Below are 21596 nucleotides of genomic sequence, written 5' to 3' on the forward strand. Positions count from 1 at the left end.
ATACGCCTATTAGCGGAGGGAAAAGGAATATGAAACATATACAATGGATGTGTTAATCGTAATATTTTACGTGTTTATGGAGGGATTTTAATGGAACGATTATGGACGAAATCATTTATACAAATGACTATCGCGATGTTATTTTTATTTACGGGGTTTTATTTACTTGTTCCAACGCTCCCGCTCTTTATTAAAGAGATTGGTGGAAATGAATCGCAAGTTGGACTGATGATGGGAATGTTTACAATAGCGGCAGTTGTAATACGACCGATTATTGGAGGTATGTTAGATCAATATGGTAGAAGATCTTTTATTATTTTCGGACTCATATTTTTTGGGATAACGATGTATTCGTATAATTTAGCATCGACTATTGTCCTTTTAGCTGTTTTACGCGTTATTCACGGAGTGACGTGGGCTGTTTCTACAACAGCAGTTGGAACAGCGATAACTGATATTATTCCAGATTCACGTCGTGGTGAAGGGATGGGCTGGTATGGCATGGCGATGACAATCGCGATGGCAATTGGCCCGATGATTGGATTATGGGTTGTACAAAATTATTCATTTCATGGTCTATTCTTGTTAGCAACTCTTTTATCCTTTATGGCAGTCGTATTATCGTTAATAACGAAAATGCCATTCACGCCACAAAAAGAAAAAGGGAAAATTCAGCTGTTTGAAAAATCCGTTTTATCAATAACGGTTGTTGTTTTCTTTTTATCATTTGCATATGGAGGAATAACAACATTTTTACCGTTATTTGCGTCATCAATTGATGTAAATCCTGGGACATTCTTTCTTGTATATGCAATTGCTTTAACAATTGTACGACCTATTTCAGGAAAACTATTAGATAAGTATGGAGAAGTTTTTATCATACTTCCGGCACTATGTATTACTATTTTAGCGATAGTTGTACTAACGATTTCAAATGGTTTGATAGGTGTAATGATTGCAGCGGCATTATATGGTGTTGGATTCGGTTCAGCACAGCCCGCTTTGCAAGCAGCGATGCTTACAATTGTTGCTCCGAGTAAAAGAGGAGTTGCTAACGCTTCATTCTTTACTGCATTTGATTTAGGTATTGGATTAGGTGCGATTTTACTTGGAGTTGTTTCACAAATGTTTGGTTACCGTATTTTATTCACAGGTAGTGCAATTTCAGGATTAATAGCTTTAATTATATTTGTCATTTTTGTAAAACAAAGATTAGGCAAAAAGGATTTTGCGTAAACAGGAAGAGCGAAGATGAAAATTTCAATTGAACATGATGCTCGACGGTGCTTTAAGGAAGAATTGCGTATAAAGCATGATGAATCTATTTGATGTATTGTAAGGTACGGAGGAAATAGCTCAATTCAGCCCGGATATTCTTTAGGGATTGTTTCTGAGAAATCAGTTCGGGAAATAGTGTCAGTTGAGAAAGACGGTAGTTTATTTTTATAGATTTTGATGATCTTTCGTACTTTCAAAACTATGAATTAGTTGTAAGCTATCGTAAAGAAACGGAAGAAATTTAATTTAATTATGTAAAATAATAATTTTATTAAAAATAAATAAATTTTATATAAGAATTATATTTATGGGAATATGAAATAAATATTATAAAAAACCGAGCTGTGCATGAGTGCAGCTCGGTTTTTTATGTTTGTTGAAGAAAAAAGGATTAAAGGTATATTTAGTGGGGTTATATGGATAATTGTTATATTTCGGTTTAAAAAATTGTAAAAGGATGTCTGTCCTTTCTTTATAAAAGATGAAAGTTATTTTTGAAAAATTGTATTATTACATCGGTAAAAGTATAGGGAACTTATCGTTATAAAATAAATTGAAATCTTCTAAAAACTCTGATACATTGAAATGGAAATGTAGTTTCATATTATTGTAAAGGCTTACAGTTATGTGCACGAAGATCTATTAGGATTGGAGGAAATAATGATGAAAGCTGAAGAAAAATTTTCCCCGGGATTAGATGGTGTAGTAGCAGCGGAAACGAAAATTTCGTTTCTTGACACAGTAAAAGGTGAAATTGTAATTCAAGGGTATGATTTAATCGAACTCTCAAAAACAAAAGAGTATTTAGACATTGTGCACCTTTTATTAGAAGAACGTTTACCGAATGAGGATGAGAAAGCAACAATTGAAAAGAAATTAAAAGAAGAATATGCAGTGCCAGAAGGTGTATTCAATGTTCTAAAGGCATTGCCTAAGGAAACGCATCCTATGGATGGGCTACGTACAGGTGTGTCCGCATTAGCTGGTTACGATAGTGATATCGAAAACCGCTCGTTAGAAGTGAATAAAAGTCGAGGATACAAGCTTTTAAGTAAAGTGCCAAATATTGTAGCGAATAGCTACCATATTTTAAATAATGAGGAACCAATTCAGCCTCTTCAAGAATTGTCATATAGTGCGAATTTCTTCTATATGTTAACTGGAAAGAAACCAACTGAACTTGAAGAGAAAATCTTTGATCGTTCCCTTGTTTTATATAGTGAACATGAAATGCCAAACTCTACATTTACAGCACGCGTTATTGCATCAACGCAATCCGACTTATACGGTGCTTTAACAGGAGCAGTTGCATCCTTAAAAGGAAGTCTTCATGGCGGTGCGAATGAAGCGGTTATGTACATGCTTTTAGAAGCTGGTAATGTTGAGAAATTTGAAGAGTTATTACAGAAGAAACTATATAACAAAGAAAAAATTATGGGCTTTGGACACCGTGTTTATATGAAAAAGATGGATCCAAGAGCACTTATGATGAAGGAAGCATTAAAGCAGTTATGTGATGTGAAAGGCGATTATACACTATATGAAATGTGTGAAGCTGGAGAAAAAATTATGGAGAAGGAAAAAGGAATTTATCCGAATCTTGATTATTATGCTGCTCCAGTATATTGGATGCTTGGTATTCCAATTCAACTTTACACACCAATCTTCTTTAGTTCTAGAACAGTAGGGCTATGTGCACACGTAATTGAGCAACATGCGAACAACCGTTTGTTCCGTCCACGTGTAAATTATATTGGCGAGCGACATGCATTTAGTAAATAAAAACAACTGGGGAGTTGTTAGCGCCGCCCGCCAGATGGGTGTTTGACCGACACCCATCATTAATAATAACGAATTTTCGACAGAAAGGGAAGAATAGCATGATTAAAACAAATGAAATTAAACAAAAAGATGCATTATTAGAAGAAATTTCGGACTATGTATTAAATAAAGAGGTTACAAGTGCAGAGGCATTCAGTACGGCTCGCTACGTATTACTTGATACACTTGGATGTGGAATTTTAGCACTACAATACCCAGAGTGTACGAAATTATTAGGACCAGTTGTACCAGGAACAATCGTGCCAAATGGTACACGTGTACCAGGAACATCTTATGTGCTAGATCCAGTAAAAGGCGCATTTAATATCGGATGTATGATCCGTTGGTTAGACTATAACGATACTTGGCTTGCAGCAGAGTGGGGACATCCATCTGATAACTTAGGCGGAATTTTAGCAGTTGCAGATTATATTAGCCGCGTTCGTATTTCAGAAGGAAAAGAACCATTAAAAGTACGTGAAGTACTAGAAATGATGATTAAAGCACATGAAATCCAAGGTGTACTTGCTTTAGAAAACAGCTTAAACCGTGTTGGTCTTGATCACGTATTATACGTAAAAGTAGCAACAACTGCAGTAGTTGCAAAAATGCTTGGCGGAACGCGTGAGGAAATCTTTAATGCATTATCACATGCGTGGATTGATAATTCTAGTCTTCGTACATATCGTCATGCTCCAAATACAGGTTCACGTAAATCATGGGCAGCAGGTGATGCGACGAGCCGCGGTGTTCATCTTGCAATGACTGCATTAAAAGGTGAAATGGGTTACCCAACGGCATTATCTGCACCAGGATGGGGATTCCAAGATGTGTTATTTAACAAGCAAGAATTAAAATTAGCAAGACCGCTAGAATCTTATGTAATGGAAAATGTATTATTCAAAGTGTCATTCCCAGCAGAATTCCATGCACAAACAGCTGCAGAATGTGCAGTGAAATTACATCCGGAACTTAAAGAAAGATTAGATGAAATTGATCGTATTACAATTACAACTCATGAGTCAGCAATTCGTATTATCGATAAAGAAGGTCCATTAAATAACCCAGCTGATCGCGATCACTGCCTACAATACATTACGGCAATAGGTTTATTAAAAGGAGATATCGTTGCGGATGATTATGAGGATGTAGTAGCGAATGATCCACGTGTAGATGAATTACGTAATAAGATGGTTGTTGTTGAAAACAAACAGTACAGTTTAGATTACCTTGACCCGAACAAGCGCTCAATCGCCAACGCTGTTCAAGTTCATTTTAAAGATGGTACTGTAACAGAAAATGTGGAATGTGAATACCCACTTGGCCACCGTTTCCGTAGAGACGAAGCAATTCCAAAAGTTGTTCGAAAATTCACTGCAAATATGGCAGGTCATTATTCTAGTAAGCAACAAGAAAAAATCCATGAAGCTTGTCTAAATGAAGAAAAACTAGAAAATATGAATGTAAACGAATTTGTAGATCTATTCTTAATTTAATAATAGGGGGAATTTAGAATGGCTTGGGTTGTGAATAAACAGTCGACACAAGAGGAGCTTACGAATCGCTTCCGAGCTTTAGTAGAAGCAAATGAAATTTTGCAAATTCCAGGTGCTCATGATGCAATGGCGGCTCTTGTTGCGAAAAATACAGGTTTTTCAGCTCTATATTTATCGGGAGCTGCTTACACTGCAAGTAAAGGACTACCAGATTTAGGAATCGTGACGTCTACTGAAGTAGCAGAGAGAGCAAGGGATCTAGTTAGAGCTACAGATTTACCAGTTCTTGTTGATATTGATACAGGATTTGGTGGAGTACTAAACGTAGCGAGAACAGCTGTAGAAATGGTGGAAGCGAAAGTTGCGGCTGTTCAGATTGAAGATCAACAATTAACAAAGAAATGTGGACATTTAAATGGTAAGAAACTTGTTACTACAGAAGAATTAGTTCAAAAAATTAAAGCGATTAAAGAAGTTGCGCCAAGTTTATATATTGTAGCACGCACAGATGCTCGCGGCGTGGAAGGATTAGATGCAGCGATTGAAAGAGCGAATGCATATGTAAAAGCAGGGGCAGATGCAATATTCCCAGAAGCGCTTCAATCGGAAGAAGAATTTCGTTTATTTACTAGCAAAGTGAATGCACCTTTACTAGCAAATATGACTGAGTTCGGAAAAACACCATATTATAGTGCAGAGGAATTTGCGAATATGGGCTTCCAAATGGTAATTTATCCTGTAACTTCACTTCGTGTTGCTGCAAAAGCATATGAGAATGTGTTTACGCTAATTAAGGAAACAGGTTCTCAAAAAGATGCACTTTCTAATATGCAAACGAGAAGTGAATTATATGAAACAATTTCATATCATGACTTTGAAGAGTTAGATACTGGAATTGCAAAAACAGTATTATCTGAAGATCAATAGGTAGAAGGATTTAGGCGATGAAAATACATCTTTGGCAAAACGAACTGCTTGATGTGAAAAATCATCGCCTTCTGTTTTCAATAATAAGATATTCCACTCATCGTAGACGAGCATATGCAAAGATCAACGAAGGCCGAAATGATAGGGGGATTCAGATGGAGAAAACGAAGTTACCATGGGATGAATTTTTTTCACTCAATAAAGATGTGAATAATACTTTCTTTACACCAGAAGATTTTTCAGGGGATGAAGATTTAATTGCAAAAATGACAGAACAATTCGTTAAACAAGAAATTGTCCCGCAAATTGAGAATATTGAACAACATAACTATAAAGTTTCTCGCCAATTATTTGAGAAAGCTGGGGAACTTGGATTATTAGGCATTGAGGTACCAGAAGATTATGGCGGATTCGAGTTAGGAAAGGCTGTCTCAGGTCTTGTAGCAGAGAAAATGGGTTACGCTGGTGCATTTAGCGTTTCTTTTAATATACACGCCGGTGTAGGTACGTTGCCTTACATATATTATGGAACGAAAGAACAGAAAGAAAAATATTTACCGAAAATCGCATCGGGAGAATGGATTGGGGCTTATGCTTTAACTGAGCCAAATGCTGGTTCTGATGCATTAAGTGCAAAAACGAGTGCAGTATTGAATGAAGATGGTACTGCTTGGAAGTTGAATGGTGAGAAGCAGTGGATTACAAATGCTCATATGGCAGATGTATACGTTGTTTTTGCGAAGACAAATAAAGGAATGACAGCGTTTATTGTCGAAAGAACATGTGAAGGTGTATCAATAGGATTAGAAGAAAAGAAGATGGGGATTAAAGGATCTTCAACAGCGACGCTTATTTTAGAAGATGTTGTCATCCCCGCTGAAAATATTTTAGGGGAAGTTGGGAAAGGGCATCACGTAGCTCTTAATATTCTTAACTTCGCTAGACTAAAACTTGCTTTTGGAAATATTGGAACAGCAAAACAAGCAATCGGTTTGTCAGTTCAATATGGAAAAGAGCGAAAACAGTTCCAAACGGAATTAGTAGATTTTACGATGATTCAAGAGAAAATTGCCAATATGATTATTTCTACATATGGAGCAGAAAGTGCAGCTTACCGTACAGCGGGTGTAATTGATAAAGCAATTCATGAGAGTGATGAAGATCTTATGAAAAAAATGTCCCAATTTGCAATTGAATGTGCACTGAATAAAGTAAACGCTTCTGAAACACTTGCTTATATCGTAGATGAAGCTGTACAAATCCATGGTGGTTACGGTTATATGCAAGAATACGAAGTAGAACGATTATATCGTGATGCTAGAATTAGTCGTATTTTTGAAGGAACGAATGAAATTAATAGATTAACAGTTGCAAAAATGTTAATGAAGCAAATCGAGCAAATAGAAGATGCTGAAGTAGAAATTGATGTAGCAAATGTAGAAAGAAACCATCGTTACATTTTATTAGCGAAAAAATTGTTGAAACAATCTTTGAAAACGCTCTCTAAAACTCCAGGAATAAAAATTGAGCAAGAGCAAGAATATTCACGCGTATTATCAAATATGTTGACGGACGTGTACGTCATGGAATCAGCATTTTTACGTACGAGGAAAGCAGTTAATAAAAATGGTGAGGAAAAAGAGCGTACGAAGCAAATGATAACAGGTGTTATTTGTGAAGAAGGATATCGTAAAGTAGAAGAAGCTGCGATTTCCATTCTTTCAGCAGCTGTCACAGAAGAACAAAATAAACAAGAAATATTAGCTGAAATCCGTCAATTATTAGTGCCTTTATACTCAAACTTATTTACGAAAAAGAGAGATATTGCGAAAGTTATTATAAATCGCGGGAAATATATTGTGTAAATAGGAGGAAAGCGATATGAAAAAGATTGGTTTTATCGGTTTAGGTAACATGGGTCTTCCAATGTCTAAAAATTTAGTTAAATCTAGCTACACAGTATATGGAGTGGACTTGAATAAAGAGGCGGAAGCTTCCTTTGAAAAAGAAGGAGGAATTATCGGCCTATCAATCTCAAAACTAGCAGAGACATGCGATGTGATTTTTACAAGCTTACCATCACCTCGTGCTGTTGAAGCGGTATATTTTGGGGAAGAAGGATTATTTGAAAATAGCCACTCGAATGTAGCTTTAATTGATACAAGTACAGTATCTCCACAATTAAACAAACAATTAGAGGAATCGGCGAAGGAAAAGAAAGTAGACTTTTTAGCAGCACCTGTTAGCGGTGGGGTAATTGGTGCAGAAAACCGTACATTAACGTTTATGGTTGGTGGATCGAAAGAAGTGTATGAGAAAACTGAATCTGTCATGGAAGTACTTGGAGCGAATGTTTTCCATGTTAGTGAGCAGATTGATAGTGGTACAACTGTTAAATTAATTAATAATCTATTAATTGGTTTTTATACAGCTGGTGTGAGTGAAGCTTTAACATTAGCGAAAAAGAACAATATGGATTTAGATAAAATGTTTGATATTTTAAATGTAAGTTACGGTCAAAGTAGAATTTATGAGCGTAATTATAAAAGTTTCATTGCATCAGAAAATTATGAGCCAGGCTTTACTGTGAATTTATTAAAGAAAGACTTAGGATTTGCAGTAGATTTAGCGAAAGAAAGCGAACTTCACTTACCAGTAAGTGAGATGCTATTAAACGTATATGAAGAAGCGAGTGAGGCAGGATATGGTGAAAACGATATGGCTGCTTTATATAAGAAAGTTAGCGAACAATTAATTTCTAATCAAAAATAGTGCACTTATAAAAACCATGATAAAAAAGGAGAGAATATAATGATTACAACTGAAATTAAACGAGTGAAAAATCATATTAATGGCGAATGGGTAGAATCTACTGGTACGGAAGTAGAAGCGGTTCCGAATCCGGCAACTGGAAAAATCATCGCTTACGTTCCACTTTCTCCAAAAGAAGATGTTGAAAAAGCTGTTGAAGCGGCAAAAACGGCATACAAAACATGGTCTAAAGTGCCAGTTCCAAATCGTTCAAGACAACTATACAAATATCTACAATTGTTACAAGAAAATAAAGATGAGCTTGCAAAAATCATTACGCTAGAAAACGGTAAAACGCTAACGGATGCAACTGGTGAAGTACAGCGTGGTATTGAAGCGGTAGAACTTGCAACATCAGCACCAAATTTAATGATGGGACAAGCTCTTCCGAATATTGCTAGTGGAATTGATGGATCGATTTGGCGCTACCCAATCGGAGTTGTTGCGGGTATTACACCGTTTAACTTCCCGATGATGATTCCATTATGGATGTTCCCACTTGCAATTGCTTGCGGTAATACATTCGTATTAAAAACATCTGAAAGAACGCCACTTTTAGCTGAGCGACTTGTAGAGTTATTCTATGAAGCTGGTTTTCCAAAAGGGGTATTAAATTTAGTACAAGGCGGAAAAGATGTTGTAAATAGTATTTTAGAAAATAAAGATATTCAAGCAGTTTCGTTTGTTGGCTCTGAGCCAGTGGCACGCTACGTATATGAAACTGGTACAAAAAATGGTAAACGTGTACAAGCGTTAGCAGGTGCGAAAAACCATGCGATTGTAATGCCAGATTGCAACCTTGAGAAAACAGTACAAGGTGTAATTGGATCTGCGTTTGCAAGTAGTGGAGAGCGCTGCATGGCATGTTCAGTAGTAGCAGTAGTTGATGAAATTGCTGATGAATTCATTGATGTATTAGTAGCGGAAACGAAGAAGTTAAAAGTAGGTGACGGTTTCAACGAAGATAATTATGTTGGACCATTAATCCGTGAATCTCATAAAGAACGTGTTTTAGGCTATATTAATAGTGGTGTAACAGATGGAGCAACTTTACTAGTAGATGGCCGTAAAATCAATGAAGAAGTTGGAGAAGGTTACTTTGTTGGTGCAACGATCTTTGATGGTGTAAATCAAGAAATGAAAATTTGGCAAGATGAAATTTTCGCTCCGGTATTAAGTATTGTAAGAGTAAAAGATTTAGAAGAAGGTATTAAGCTGACAAATCAATCGAAATTTGCGAATGGTGCTGTTATTTATACATCAAATGGAAAACATGCACAAACATTCCGAGACAATATTGATGCTGGTATGATTGGTGTAAACGTTAATGTTCCAGCACCAATGGCATTCTTCGCATTTGCAGGAAACAAAGCTTCATTCTTTGGAGATCTTGGTACAAATGGTACGGATGGCGTTCAATTTTATACACGTAAAAAAGTTGTAACTGAGCGCTGGTTTTAATAAAGTGAAATGATAATGAGTGGGGTGCATTCCCACTCATTATAAAAATAATACAAACGAAAATACACTACTCATAATGGAGTAGTGTATTTTCGTTTGTATTGTGTTAACTATTTCTTTCAAAGGCTAATTTAATACCAAACCCAATTAAGACGATTCCTGTAATCCCTTGAATATAACGCTGTGTCTTCGGTTTTTTCATAAAAGCACTAATTTTATCAATTAAAAATATATAAAAAGCAAACCAAATGACGGTTAAAATGAGATAAGTAAGTCCCATAACGAGAAGTTGTATAAATGTATTATGATTTGGATTTAAAAACTGTGGTAAAAAAGTTAAAAAGAAGACTGCAATCTTAGGGTTTAGTAAATTTGTAAGAAACCCTTGGCGAAAGCAAGAAGTATGTTTATTGTCATTATTTATTGGAACGTCATTTGTATTTAAGTCTTCTGTGTTTCTTACTGCTAAAAGGGCTTTAATACCAATATAGACTAAATATACAGCACCAACATATTTAAAAATAGAAAATAAAAGTGCAGACTTTACAATAAGTGCTGAAAGACCAATTACAGCAGCTAAAGTGTGAATTAAAAGCGCAACACAAGTACCAAAAACAGTTTTTACGCCGCCGATTTTGCCGGCAATCAATGTGTTTTTCGTAGCCATTGCTGTATCAGGACCGGGTAGAATAATAAGACATATAGACATAATAATAAACAGAAAAAAATTTTCCATAATGTTATCCGCCTTCCTTTTTTGTTTTTAGAAAATTCGATTAACGTTAGTTTAACATACATTTTAGTTAAATAAAATTAAATTATATTTAAAATTATTTAACTAAAAAGAAGAGGCCATATAGAGTAGCTGAGAGTGTGCTACAATATATGGCCTCTTTATTTAAGCGTTAAGTAAGTTAAAGAATCGATTTACATCTTCTTCTGAAACATCACTTAATTGTTTATATTTATAATTTGGATTTTGGTCTTTATCAACTACAACGGAGCGTACTCCTTCAAAGAAATCTTCATGTCGCATGAAGTTTTTAGCGAGTATAAGATCTGTCGCGAAACATTCTTCAACTGACTTTTCTTGGCCATCAATAAACTGTTTTAATGTTACCTTTAATGAAACAGGGGATTTGGATAATAGCTTTTCTTTCGTTGTTTGGGCAAATGGACTTTGATCTTTCTCTAACGATTGAATGATTCCCTCAATTGTATCGAATGCAAAATGCGAATTAATTTCTTCTACTGAAGAAGAAAGATTGCCATCTAAGTTTGGAGCAGTTGCAAATGTACGAATAACTTCTTTTAAATGAGTATGTACATCTTCTTTTTTCCAATTTACATTTTCAAGTGCGGTAAGGAAATTTGGTAATGAATCTGATGTCATAAAGTAATCAGCAGCGTTAATATATAATACATCAGGAGCTTTTAAAATAGATGCCGTTAAAGCAACATATCGACCAGTATATCCAGGCGCTTTATTTAAGAAATAAGCAGCACCGACATCCGGGAAGAAACCGATGTTCATTTCAGGCATTGCCCACTTCGTACGCTCTGTTACAATTCGATACGTCGCTCCATTTGTCAGACCGACACCACCGCCCATTACAATTCCATCTAAACAAGCGATAATTGGTTTTTTGTATTGATAAATAAATGTATCAATTTCATATTCTTCTTCAAAAAACTGCTCTGCATGTTGTAATGCAACTTCGTTAGAACGTGCTTCGTATAGCGTTTTAATATCACCACCTGCACAAAAACCTTTCGTCCCAGCTCCTTTTAAAACGATGAGTTCAATACGCTCATCTTGCTCCCATTCTTTAAGTTTTTGCCCAATTGGTTGTAACATGTCATAGGATAAAGAATTAAGTGCTTTTGGACGGTTTAAAGTAATCGATGCAACGCCGTTTTCGCTAACAGAAAATAAAACGTGTTCAGTCATTATAAATCCTCCCTTACTTATCTTTCTATTCTTATTTCTTGATACATGCTGAAATGTCCTCTATAATTTTTGTCTAAATTAGGTGCTTAGTGTTAGTATTTATCGCATATTTTGACGAGTTATATTTGCAGGATTTCAGAGAATGAAGAGGAATATTACAACATTACTGTAAGTGCTATTATTTGAAAATGTCGTGTTGAAGGCGCTATTATATGTATAACTTATATTGAGTTAGTATACGTGGCGTAAATTAAAGAGTGGATGTAGAAAAAGTTAAAAGGCTGAATTATCTAACTTTTAAAGAGCGCGGGGTTTGTATATAATTAGAAATAGAGAAAGGAGAGATCGGAATGCCAGGACCTTTACTATTGTCGGTTATTATTTTGTCATCTCTTATGGTAGGAATTACACAGTATTTTCATCATACAGATACGACAGAAGAAGTGAAGGCTAAGGTACGTCTCGTGTTTCCGATTTTTATAATATCTATTTCCATATGCTTTTTATTAAATAAAGATGGGTATGTTGTGGCCGTATTTGCGTTTTTTGTAGCGATTGTCCTAATAACTGTATTGTACTACGTTATGAAAGAGTACTTACAAAAATAAGGATGCCTGAAAGGGCATTTTTATTTTTGTAGATTAATAATTTCACATACCGTATTTCATATAAAAAAACATAAAATATTTATAATTAAAAAAGTATGTACATCGCGGTGTATTTACTTGTCAATCTTGCATGACCACTATACTATTAAAATGTAGAGATTAGAAAAAAGGGGTTGTATCTAGCATGAAATTTGAGATGCATACAAAAATTATTTCAAATGAAAAAGAAGTAAGATTACATATAGAAGATAATTTATTTCAATTAATTTTAGATGGTTATCATCTATTTACTATTCAAGAAATATTGCCTTTATATAAATCAAACGAAGAAAGAATCGGTAGTGCAATTGTCCAAAAGTTAGAATGGGAGAACGGAAAAACTACACTAAACTATCAGCTTGTTTCACTACAATCAGTAAACTAAAAGGAGAAGGGTAATATGAAGTTTTTTCATACAGCGGATTGGCATTTAGGTAAGCTTGTTCATGGTGTATATATGACTGAAGATCAAAAAATTGTGTTAGATCAGTTTGTACAAGCTGTTGAAGAGGAAAAACCGGATGCTGTAATTATTGCAGGAGATTTATATGACCGAGCAATTCCACCTACAGAAGCAGTAGACTTATTAAATGATGTATTACAAAAGATAGTTATTGATTTACAAACACCAATAATTGCAGTTGCAGGAAACCACGATAGTCCGGACCGCATACATTTTGGTAGTAATTTAATGAAAAAACAAGGATTACATATTGTTGGACAATTCCAGTTTCCATACAATCCTGTTGTTTTAAATGATGAATACGGAGAGGTTCATTTCCATCTCGTTCCGTATGCAGATCCAAGTATTGTTAGACACATATTGAAAAATGAAGATGTTCGTTCTCATGATGATGCGATGCGTATTTTTATGAACGAACTCTCTGAAACGATGGATAAAGAAGCGAGACACATATTTGTAGGACATGCATTTGTAACTGCTTCAGGAGAGGCAGAGGAAAATACGAGTGATGCGGAACGACCACTTTCAATTGGTGGTGCTGAATATGTAAATAGCCATTATTTTGATAAGTTTCATTACACGGCGCTTGGCCATTTACATCAAGCGCATTTTGTACGTAATGAGACAATTCGTTATTCAGGTTCACCACTTGCATATTCTATTTCTGAAGAAAAGCATAAAAAAGGATATTATATTGTGGAACTGGATGAAAAAGGTGAAATAACAATTGAAAAACGTTTACTTACACCACGTCGTAAAATGCGTACAGTAGAAGCGAAAATAGACGATTTATTGCTTCATCCAGTGAGTGAAGATTATGTATTTGTGAAATTATTAGATGAAAATCCTGTCTTGCAGCCAATGGAAAAAATACGTTCTGTATACCCAAATGCAATGCATGTTGAAAGATCTATTCAAAGACGAGAGTTCACAGATGAAAATGAAGTAACTGTTTCAAGACATAAAACGGATGATTTATCTCTTTTAAAAGCATTTTATAAAGAAATGAAAGGGCTAGATTTATCAGAAGAGAAAGAATGTCTATTTTTAGATGTTTTGCAAACAGTGCAAGAACGGGAAGGTGAGCGAGGATGAGACCGATTCAGCTTATAATGACCGCGTTTGGTCCATATAAACAGAAAGAAGTAATCGATTTTAAAGATCTTGGTGAGCATCGTATTTTCGCTATTTCTGGAAATACAGGAGCTGGAAAGACAACGATTTTTGATGCGATTTGTTATGTATTATATGGAGAGGCTAGTGGAGAAGAGCGCAGTGATACAAACATGCTTCGTAGCCAATTTGCTGATGATGATGTTTATACAAGTGTGGAATTAACTTTTCAATTAAAAGGAAAAAGTTATGAAATTAAACGACAACTGGGCCATAAAAAACAAGGAAATAAAACAATTACAGGACATGCAGTCGAATTATATGAAGTAATTGATGAGGAAAAAGTTCCATGTGTCGATCGTTTTCATGTAACGGATGTAAATAAAAAAGTTGAAGATTTAATTGGATTAAGTAAACATCAATTTAGCCAAATTGTCATGTTACCGCAAGGAGAGTTCCGAAAATTATTAACATCTGAAACGGAAAATAAAGAAGAAATACTACGCCGCATTTTTAAAACAGATCGTTATAAATTAATGCGTGAGATATTAGATCAAAAGCGTAAACAATGGAAAGACGTCTTACAAGAAAAACAAAAAGAACGTGAGTTATATTTCCGTAATGTATTTAAATTACCAATACGTGATGGAGCATTATTAGAGACATTAGTGGAGCAAGAGCATGTAAATACACATCAAGTAGTAGAGGCATTAGAACAAGAAACAATTTGGTACAATGCAGAGGTTGAGCAATTACACTTAGAACAAAATGACAAAACGAAACAATTAAAAGAAGCAGAGGCACGTTTTCATGCAGCAAAAGCTGTAAATGAGAAATTCAAAGATTTAGAACAAAAGAATGAGAAGTACAGTATTTTACAAGAAAACCGTGCCGTAATCGAAATGAAAGAAAAATCTTTTAAACATGCGGAACAGGCGAAGCGATTATTACCATTTGAGCAATGGTATGAGGAAGCGATGCAATATGAACAGCAGTCTGAAAGTTTGTTAAAACAGATAATCGCAAAAAAAGAGCATATAATGAACAGTTTTGCACTTGCTCAGGAGAAATATGAAGCATTAAAGAATAAGGCATCCGAGCGAGAAAATGCTAAAAAACAAGTTCAAAGACTAGAAGAGTTACACCCAATTATTGCATCATTAGCTGAGAAAAAGTTAAATTTGCAAAATGCTGAAATTCAAATAGGAAAATTAAAAGAAGGTATGCAAAAGTTAGATGAACAACTAGAAGCGCATAAAAATGAAAAACAAAGAATGTCTGGCGAATTACAGCAATTAGAAGCAGCGCTTGAACAATATGTAGCTAAAGTAGAAGAACTAACGAATATGCGAGAAGATGCAAAAGTATTAAAGCAGGCATATGATGTATGGCAAGAAAAACAAAAATACGAGCTAGAAAAAGAAAGTGCGTTTCATAAGATGCAACAGGCAGTTAGTACATATGAAAATATTGAACGCCGCTGGTTAAGTGAACAAGCTGGTATATTAGCTCTTCATTTACATGATGGTGAATCTTGTCCAGTATGTGGTAGTATGGACCACCCGAAAAAAGCTACAGAGCAAAGTAATGCAATTGATGAAAAAGAGTTAAATGAGCTAAGAGAAAAGAAAAATATTGCGGAAAAATTACATGTTCAATTAGAAGAAAAGTGGAATTTCTATCGAGTTCAATATGAACAAGTGATAGAAGAAGTGCTAAAGCGAGGCTATCGCTCAGAAGAATTAGTAGAAACATATAGTGCGCTCGTTCAAAAAGGAAAGCAATTAGCAGCAGAAGTTAATGCGTTAAAAGCAAGTGAAGAAACGCGTAAGCAAATTGCTGTGAATATAAAAAGCGTAGAAGAAAAAGTAGAAGAACTCCAGAAACAAAAGCGTGAAGTAGAAACTGTGCAGCACCGTACTGAAATGGAGTGTATGCAGCTTCGTACGTCATATGAACATGATAAGCAAAATATTCCGGAAAGTTTGCAAACGGTACAAGCTTGGAAAGTACAGTTTGACCAAGCTCTGCAAGAACTTAGGTTAATGGAAGATGAATGGGAGAAAGTACAAGAGGCGTATCAACATTGGCAAAATGAAAATATACGTATTCAAGCAGAACATGATAATGCTTCTAATCAATTTAATAGTGCAAAAGAGAAGAAAGAAGAGACGTTTACACGCTTTATGAAAGAGCTAGAACAAAGCGGATTTACAGATCAATTAACATATAAAGAATCCAAATTAAATGATGCTGAGATGGATAAGTTACAACAAGAAATCCAAAGTTATTACTCATCTCTAGAAGTACTTACAAAACAAATTGACGAATTAAAAGCAGACTTAAAAGATAAAGAGTATATGGACATTTCTTCATTAGATGAGCAAGTGAGAGAATTGGAAATTAGCCTTGATATTATTAAAGAAAAACGACAACGTGCTCAAAACGCCGTATCATATATTACGGATTTACATGAAAATATTAAACGAATTGATGAACAAATTCATGAGGAAGAAAAAGCATTCCAAGAACTTGTTGATTTATATGAAGTAATGAAAGGGGATAACGATAGTCGTATATCCTTTGAACGTTACATCTTAATTGAGTATTTAGAACAAATTGTTCAAATTGCGAACGAACGACTACGTAAATTATCAAATGGACAATTTTATTTAAAACGAAGCGAACGAGTTGAAAAGAGGAATCGACAAAGTGGATTAGGATTAGATGTATATGATGCATATACAGGTCAAACCCGAGATGTAAAAACATTATCTGGCGGTGAGAAATTTAACGCATCACTTTGCTTAGCACTTGGAATGGCAGATGTAATTCAAGCGTATGAGGGTGGTATTTCCATCGAAACGATGTTTATCGATGAAGGATTCGGCTCATTAGATGAAGAGTCATTAACGAAAGCAGTTGACGCCCTAATCGACTTGCAAAAATCAGGTCGCTTTATCGGTGTAATTTCACACGTTCAAGAACTGAAAAACGCAATGCCAGCTGTATTAGAGGTAACGAAGCAGAAAGATGGGTGTAGTCAGACGAGGTTTGTGGTGAAATAAGCTTGTCAAATTGAAAGTATCTATCCTTACTTTGAACATTGTATCAAATTGTTATAACGTTTTTTCAATTAAGTTCAAATGAATTTAATAATGTTTTTATATAAAGCCGTCTCTATAGTAGAGGCGGCATCTTTATTATTTAAAGGAATGAATGATGCAATTATGAATCATTTGAAGAAGGTGGCGTATTTGCCAAACGGTTATAACTTTTAAAGGCTGAAATTGCAGATATAACACCACCTGTTAAAAATAAAGCTGAACCACCAACTAAAATAATACGACTGACATACGTTTCACGAGCTTCTTCAACTTGTTCTTGTAACGGTGTTGGCATATAAATTCCCCCTCAATAAGAATGTGTTTTGCAATAGTATATACAAATGCCTAAAATATGTTAAAATCACTGGATAGTATTATGAGGAAGTATATAGTTAGATGTGAATTGTTTGAAAAATCTTCATTATAAATTTATGCTAACTTCACATAGAGCACAAATTGAAATTGTATTATGTATATGTACCAAATAGATGAAATTGTATAGTATTGCTGTTTTTAAATAATCAAAATCCTATTATTTCTATATAAGGGTCTTAATTGTATATTAGAGATAATATTTTATTTAGAAGCAGATTTTAATAAAAAGGAATTCAAATAAAAGGGGAATGTCTTATGACAACATATACGAGCGAGATAAAAAAAAGTTTAGTAACTGAAGAAGATGTGGATATTTTAAAAATAATGGCGCATCCAATACGATTACAAATTGTAAATGAATTAAGTGCACGCAAAACTTGTAATGTAACACAATTAACAGAAATATTGAATATTCCTCAATCGACTGTTTCGCAGCATTTATCAAAAATGAAAGGTAAAGTGCTAAGAGCTGAGAGAAGAGGGTTAGAAATTTATTATTATATTAATAATTTAAAAGCAAGCAAGATTGTTAGTGTTTTAGGATATGTAAATTAATGAATTGTTATTATACAAAATAGCCTCCGCTGTTAAGCAGGGGCTATTTTGTATTGTATTGTTTTATTTATTTGCATTTAAAATTTTATAGTTTTTATGATTTACAATTGTTCGGTCAAATTCAAAAGTACCACCGCTTACATCTGTGACTTCAACTAAGACCGATTCAGTGTATAGTTTTAGTACAGATGCTGTGATCTTTAAGTTATTTCGTTGAAATAGTATAGTATCGCCTACGTTTGCTTTCATAGTACCTCCTTATAAAAGTCAGAAATGTTTGTTTATTATATATATTAAACCACGTATAGATATATTAGTGAATGTTTAGTTTTATTTATCAATAAAATATTTGTTGTTTAATAAAAATTAAAGTGCAACATTATGTAAATGAATTATATATTTTCTATTTTTATGTATAAAATTGTAAAAAAACGTTGTAATTCTGTATGTTTCGTTAAAAACAAGATATATGGAAGTTAAAATGTATAAAAGATGGAATTTTTGATTACAAGCATTGTAATGAGAAGCCAGATTACAAGACTATTAAATGATTTGTATTAAGAAATATAGACGCAACATGTTATAAAGCTGGGGAGTTAAAAAGAATATGGTGTTTTTTGTTTATATAGGATAATCAAAATTTTGAAGTCCAGCCATGGTGTAACAGGGCGCATAACTTTGTATAAAAGAGGATATGAAAACACACATAAGTCGTATTGATGTAAAACATTATAAAAACTACTACGTATTTAACAAGTAGTTTTTTGTATTTCACCCTTCGTTTTCTGTAACTGATTCTATATTTTTGACGCTCCGTCTTGTAAGTGCTTACATAAGTGAGAACATCCTATACAATGAAGTTGTTAAGTCGAATGAGGTGGCGAAAATAAAAATAAAAAAAGCATATTTAGCGAATAGCATTGAAATAGAAAGAGGAGGAGAGATGGTATGAAAAAATCATCGGTTAATCCATGGCTTGTTGTCCTTGGAACAGTCATAGTGCAAATGGGGCTTGGTACGATATATACATGGAGTTTATTCAATCAGCCCTTAGTGAGTAAATACGGTTGGAGTCTTAACGCTGTTGCTATAACATTCTCAATTACTAGCCTGTCTTTAGCGTTTTCAACTTTGTTTGCGAGTAAATTGCAAGAAAAATGGGGACTTCGTAAACTTATTATGATAGCTGGACTAGCATTAGGACTAGGATTAATACTTAGTTCACAAGCTTCCTCATTAATATTGCTTTATGTACTAGCAGGGGTTGTTGTAGGTTATGCAGATGGTACAGCATATATCACTTCATTATCCAATTTAATAAAGTGGTTTCCAAAGCGTAAAGGTTTAATTGCTGGTATTTCTGTCTCTGCATATGGTTCGGGTAGCTTAATTTTTAAATATATTAACGCACAGTTAATTGAATCAGTTGGTGTATCACAAGCGTTTATATACTGGGGTTTAATTGTTACAGCTATGATTGTCCTTGGCGCTTGTTTAATCCATCAAGCTGCAGATCAAGGAGCAGTTCATGAAACAAAAACTCAGGAATATACAACGAAAGAAATGTTAGGCACAAAACAAGTATACTTATTATTTATTATGTTATTTACATCATGTATGAGTGGCTTATACTTAATTGGTATGGTAAAAGACATTGGTGTTCAACTTGTAGGGCTTAGCGCAGCGACAGCAGCTAATGCGGTGGCTATGGTTGCAATCTTCAATACATTAGGTCGTATTATTTTAGGACCGTTATCAGATAAAATCGGCCGTTTAAAAATCGTTACTGGTACATTTGTTGTTATGGCAGCTTCAGTCTTGGTTTTAAGTTTCGTAGATTTAAATTATGGTATCTACTTCGTATGTGTAGCAAGTGTAGCGTTTTGCTTTGGTGGAAATATCACTATTTTCCCAGCTATCGTTGGTGATTTCTACGGTATGAAAAACCATAGTAAGAACTACGGAATTGTGTATCAAGGATTTGGATTTGGAGCGCTCGCTGGTTCCTTTATCGGTGCAGTTCTAGGTGGATTCAAACCAACTTTCATGGTGATCGGCGTATTATGTGTCGTATCATTTATTATCGCACTTTTAATCCAAGTGCCTAAGCAGAAAAAAGAAAAAGAAGAAGAGTATCGCAGTGTAGCGTAAGTATATAAATCTTCTTTAACACTATGTTTACTAAAAAGCACCCTATTTAATAGGGTGCTTTTTTATAAATTACAACATGTGGAATTTTCTAGAGGCAAAAAAATGAGTAAAGTATCCGTTTGGAATATATTGGAATATCATAAATTGATATATTATATTCGAAATACTTATTAAATCTTAAATTATAAACACGACATGTATCGGTAATTGCAAGATATACTTTCTCGATATTTTCAGAAAAATGTTGAGAAAATATATACTTGAGTTTTTGGTAAGGCTTTGTAAATGAAGGTATCTACAGTTTATCTTCTTCAATTTTAAAAAGAGGAGTACGAATTAAATTTTTTTAATGTAAGTACTTATTAATGCTTTTAGATGTAATTGTATTGAGAAGTACTAAAATATTTTATCTGAAAAATAAAAATAGGTTGACAAGTTTATTGAGAAAGATTATCATTTCGATGTAAGAATATTAAATGAAAAACATTATCAATGAATAATATTTTGATGAAAAGTACACTTGACCAATTAGTTTAGTAAGTGTATTATTTTTTACATTGATAGTGATAATCGTTATCATTATTACTATTTGTTTAATTAGATCAATTTTCAAATGAAAGGATAGAGGAAATGAACTTAGGGGAATTTGATGGAAAAACGGTTTTAGTAACAGGTGCAGCTCAAGGTATAGGCAGTGTTGTTGCCAAAATGTTTTTAGAAAGAGGAGCTACAGTTATTGCGGTTGATCAAAATGAAGAGGGGTTAAACGTACTCTTAAATGAAAATGAATTAAATGAAACACGTATGAAAACATTTCATTTAGATGTGAGTGATAGTACCGCTGTTGAAGATATGGTAAACGGTATTGAAAATGATATAGCACCAATAGATATATTAATAAATGTTGCAGGGGTATTACGTATGGGACCAATTCACTCTTTAAGTGATGAAGATTGGAATAAAACCTTCTCTGTAAATTCTACAGGAGTTTTCTATATGTCTCGAGCAGTAAGTAAACATATGATGCAAAGAAGGTCAGGGGCAATTGTTACAGTTGGTTCAAATGCGGCAAATACTCCGAGAATGGAAATGGCTGCGTACGCTGCATCAAAAGCCGCAACGACAATGTTTATGAAGTGTTTAGGGTTAGAGCTTGCAGCATACAATATTCGCTGCAACTTAGTTTCTCCTGGTTCTACTGAAACTGAAATGCAAAGATTACTATGGGCTGATGAGAATGGAGCTGAAAATATAATTGCTGGTTCTCAAAATACATATAGACTCGGTATTCCGTTACAAAAAATTGCACAACCTTCAGAAATTGCTGAAGCAGTATTGTTTTTAGCTTCTGATAAAGCGAGTCATATTACAATGCACAATTTATGTGTCGATGGCGGAGCTACATTAGGAGCTTAATAAAAAATTCAGGAGGTTATTGTA

Annotated in this window: 18 protein-coding genes and 1 pseudogene; 15 read left to right on the forward strand and 4 right to left on the reverse strand. The window is 34.3% G+C overall.

Annotated features, from left to right (window positions below):
* Nucleotides 1-90: 90 nt before the first annotated feature.
* The 8 genes and pseudogenes from MKY90_RS11615 (at nucleotide 91) to MKY90_RS11650 (ending at nucleotide 9794) form a co-directional block, all read left to right on the forward strand.
* Complete coding sequence (locus tag MKY90_RS11615; RefSeq protein WP_078186008.1) at nucleotides 91-1236, forward strand: MFS transporter; 1146 nt, start codon at nucleotides 91-93, stop codon at nucleotides 1234-1236.
* A 15-nt stretch (nucleotides 1237-1251) separates the two neighbouring features.
* Nucleotides 1252-1523 (forward strand): annotated as a pseudogene (locus MKY90_RS11620) (HesB/YadR/YfhF family protein).
* 415 nt (nucleotides 1524-1938) lie between these two features.
* A complete protein-coding gene (gene mmgD, locus MKY90_RS11625; protein ID WP_141506918.1) occupies nucleotides 1939-3060 on the forward strand; it encodes a citrate synthase in 1122 nt (373 codons plus the stop codon).
* 98 nt (nucleotides 3061-3158) lie between these two features.
* Nucleotides 3159-4595 (forward strand): 2-methylcitrate dehydratase, encoded by a 1437-nt coding sequence (gene prpD, locus MKY90_RS11630; protein WP_341091389.1) that lies wholly within the window; start codon nucleotides 3159-3161, stop codon nucleotides 4593-4595.
* An 18-nt stretch (nucleotides 4596-4613) separates the two neighbouring features.
* Complete coding sequence (gene prpB, locus MKY90_RS11635; RefSeq protein ID WP_098167745.1) at nucleotides 4614-5522, forward strand: methylisocitrate lyase; 909 nt, start codon at nucleotides 4614-4616, stop codon at nucleotides 5520-5522.
* Nucleotides 5523-5677: 155 nt separating this feature from the next.
* Nucleotides 5678-7387, forward strand: a complete 1710-nt coding sequence (locus MKY90_RS11640; RefSeq protein ID WP_098167744.1) for an acyl-CoA dehydrogenase family protein — start codon at nucleotides 5678-5680, stop codon at nucleotides 7385-7387.
* A gap of 16 nt (nucleotides 7388-7403) precedes the next feature.
* A complete protein-coding gene (locus MKY90_RS11645) occupies nucleotides 7404-8294 on the forward strand; it encodes an NAD(P)-dependent oxidoreductase (protein WP_002031851.1) in 891 nt (296 codons plus the stop codon).
* A gap of 39 nt (nucleotides 8295-8333) precedes the next feature.
* A complete protein-coding gene (locus MKY90_RS11650; protein WP_078185943.1) occupies nucleotides 8334-9794 on the forward strand; it encodes a CoA-acylating methylmalonate-semialdehyde dehydrogenase in 1461 nt (486 codons plus the stop codon).
* Between the two features lie 106 nt (nucleotides 9795-9900).
* Here the strand turns inward: MKY90_RS11650 and MKY90_RS11655 are convergent, their stop codons facing one another.
* Together MKY90_RS11655 and MKY90_RS11660 are read right to left on the reverse strand one after the other, a co-directional pair.
* Nucleotides 9901-10533, reverse strand: coding sequence for a LysE family translocator (locus MKY90_RS11655; RefSeq protein ID WP_085960726.1), 633 nt, complete (start codon nucleotides 10531-10533; stop codon nucleotides 9901-9903).
* A gap of 159 nt (nucleotides 10534-10692) precedes the next feature.
* Nucleotides 10693-11745, reverse strand: a complete 1053-nt coding sequence (locus tag MKY90_RS11660) for an enoyl-CoA hydratase/isomerase family protein (protein WP_002065275.1) — start codon at nucleotides 11743-11745, stop codon at nucleotides 10693-10695.
* Nucleotides 11746-12095: 350 nt separating this feature from the next.
* On the opposite strand from MKY90_RS11660, the gene MKY90_RS11665 reads away from it, so the two are divergent.
* The 4 genes from MKY90_RS11665 to MKY90_RS11680 all read left to right on the forward strand — a co-directional run bounded on the left by MKY90_RS11665 (nucleotide 12096) and on the right by MKY90_RS11680 (nucleotide 17036).
* Complete coding sequence (locus MKY90_RS11665) at nucleotides 12096-12353, forward strand: hypothetical protein (RefSeq protein ID WP_002012747.1); 258 nt, start codon at nucleotides 12096-12098, stop codon at nucleotides 12351-12353.
* Between the two features lie 184 nt (nucleotides 12354-12537).
* On the forward strand, nucleotides 12538-12777 hold the full coding sequence (locus MKY90_RS11670; protein WP_002085739.1) for a DUF2584 family protein: 240 nt from the start codon (nucleotides 12538-12540) through the stop codon (nucleotides 12775-12777).
* A 15-nt stretch (nucleotides 12778-12792) separates the two neighbouring features.
* Entirely contained in the window at nucleotides 12793-13950 is a 1158-nt protein-coding gene (locus MKY90_RS11675; protein WP_098168153.1) for an exonuclease SbcCD subunit D, read from the forward strand.
* On the forward strand, nucleotides 13947-17036 hold the full coding sequence (locus MKY90_RS11680; protein ID WP_098168154.1) for an AAA family ATPase: 3090 nt from the start codon (nucleotides 13947-13949) through the stop codon (nucleotides 17034-17036). The genes MKY90_RS11675 and MKY90_RS11680 overlap by 4 nt, the downstream gene beginning before the upstream one ends.
* Nucleotides 17037-17196: 160 nt before the next feature.
* Here MKY90_RS11680 and MKY90_RS11685 read toward each other — a convergent pair whose 3' ends face one another.
* Complete coding sequence (locus MKY90_RS11685) at nucleotides 17197-17370, reverse strand: hypothetical protein (protein WP_002031929.1); 174 nt, start codon at nucleotides 17368-17370, stop codon at nucleotides 17197-17199.
* A 335-nt stretch (nucleotides 17371-17705) separates the two neighbouring features.
* On the opposite strand from MKY90_RS11685, the gene MKY90_RS11690 reads away from it, so the two are divergent.
* Entirely contained in the window at nucleotides 17706-18005 is a 300-nt protein-coding gene (locus MKY90_RS11690; protein ID WP_002012759.1) for an ArsR/SmtB family transcription factor, read from the forward strand.
* A 63-nt stretch (nucleotides 18006-18068) separates the two neighbouring features.
* Here MKY90_RS11690 and MKY90_RS11695 read toward each other — a convergent pair whose 3' ends face one another.
* Entirely contained in the window at nucleotides 18069-18254 is a 186-nt protein-coding gene (locus MKY90_RS11695; RefSeq protein ID WP_002012762.1) for a YkvS family protein, read from the reverse strand.
* Between the two features lie 699 nt (nucleotides 18255-18953).
* On the opposite strand from MKY90_RS11695, the gene MKY90_RS11700 reads away from it, so the two are divergent.
* Nucleotides 18954-20156, forward strand: coding sequence for an L-lactate MFS transporter (locus tag MKY90_RS11700; protein ID WP_063219575.1), 1203 nt, complete (start codon nucleotides 18954-18956; stop codon nucleotides 20154-20156).
* 630 nt (nucleotides 20157-20786) lie between these two features.
* Entirely contained in the window at nucleotides 20787-21572 is a 786-nt protein-coding gene (dhbA, locus tag MKY90_RS11705) for a 2,3-dihydro-2,3-dihydroxybenzoate dehydrogenase (protein WP_098168156.1), read from the forward strand.
* The last annotated feature ends 24 nt before the right edge of the window (nucleotides 21573-21596 follow it).

The organism is Bacillus sp. FSL P2-0099 (assembly GCF_038007445.1).
Classification (GTDB): Bacteria; Bacillota; Bacilli; order Bacillales; family Bacillaceae_G; genus Bacillus_A; species Bacillus_A mycoides.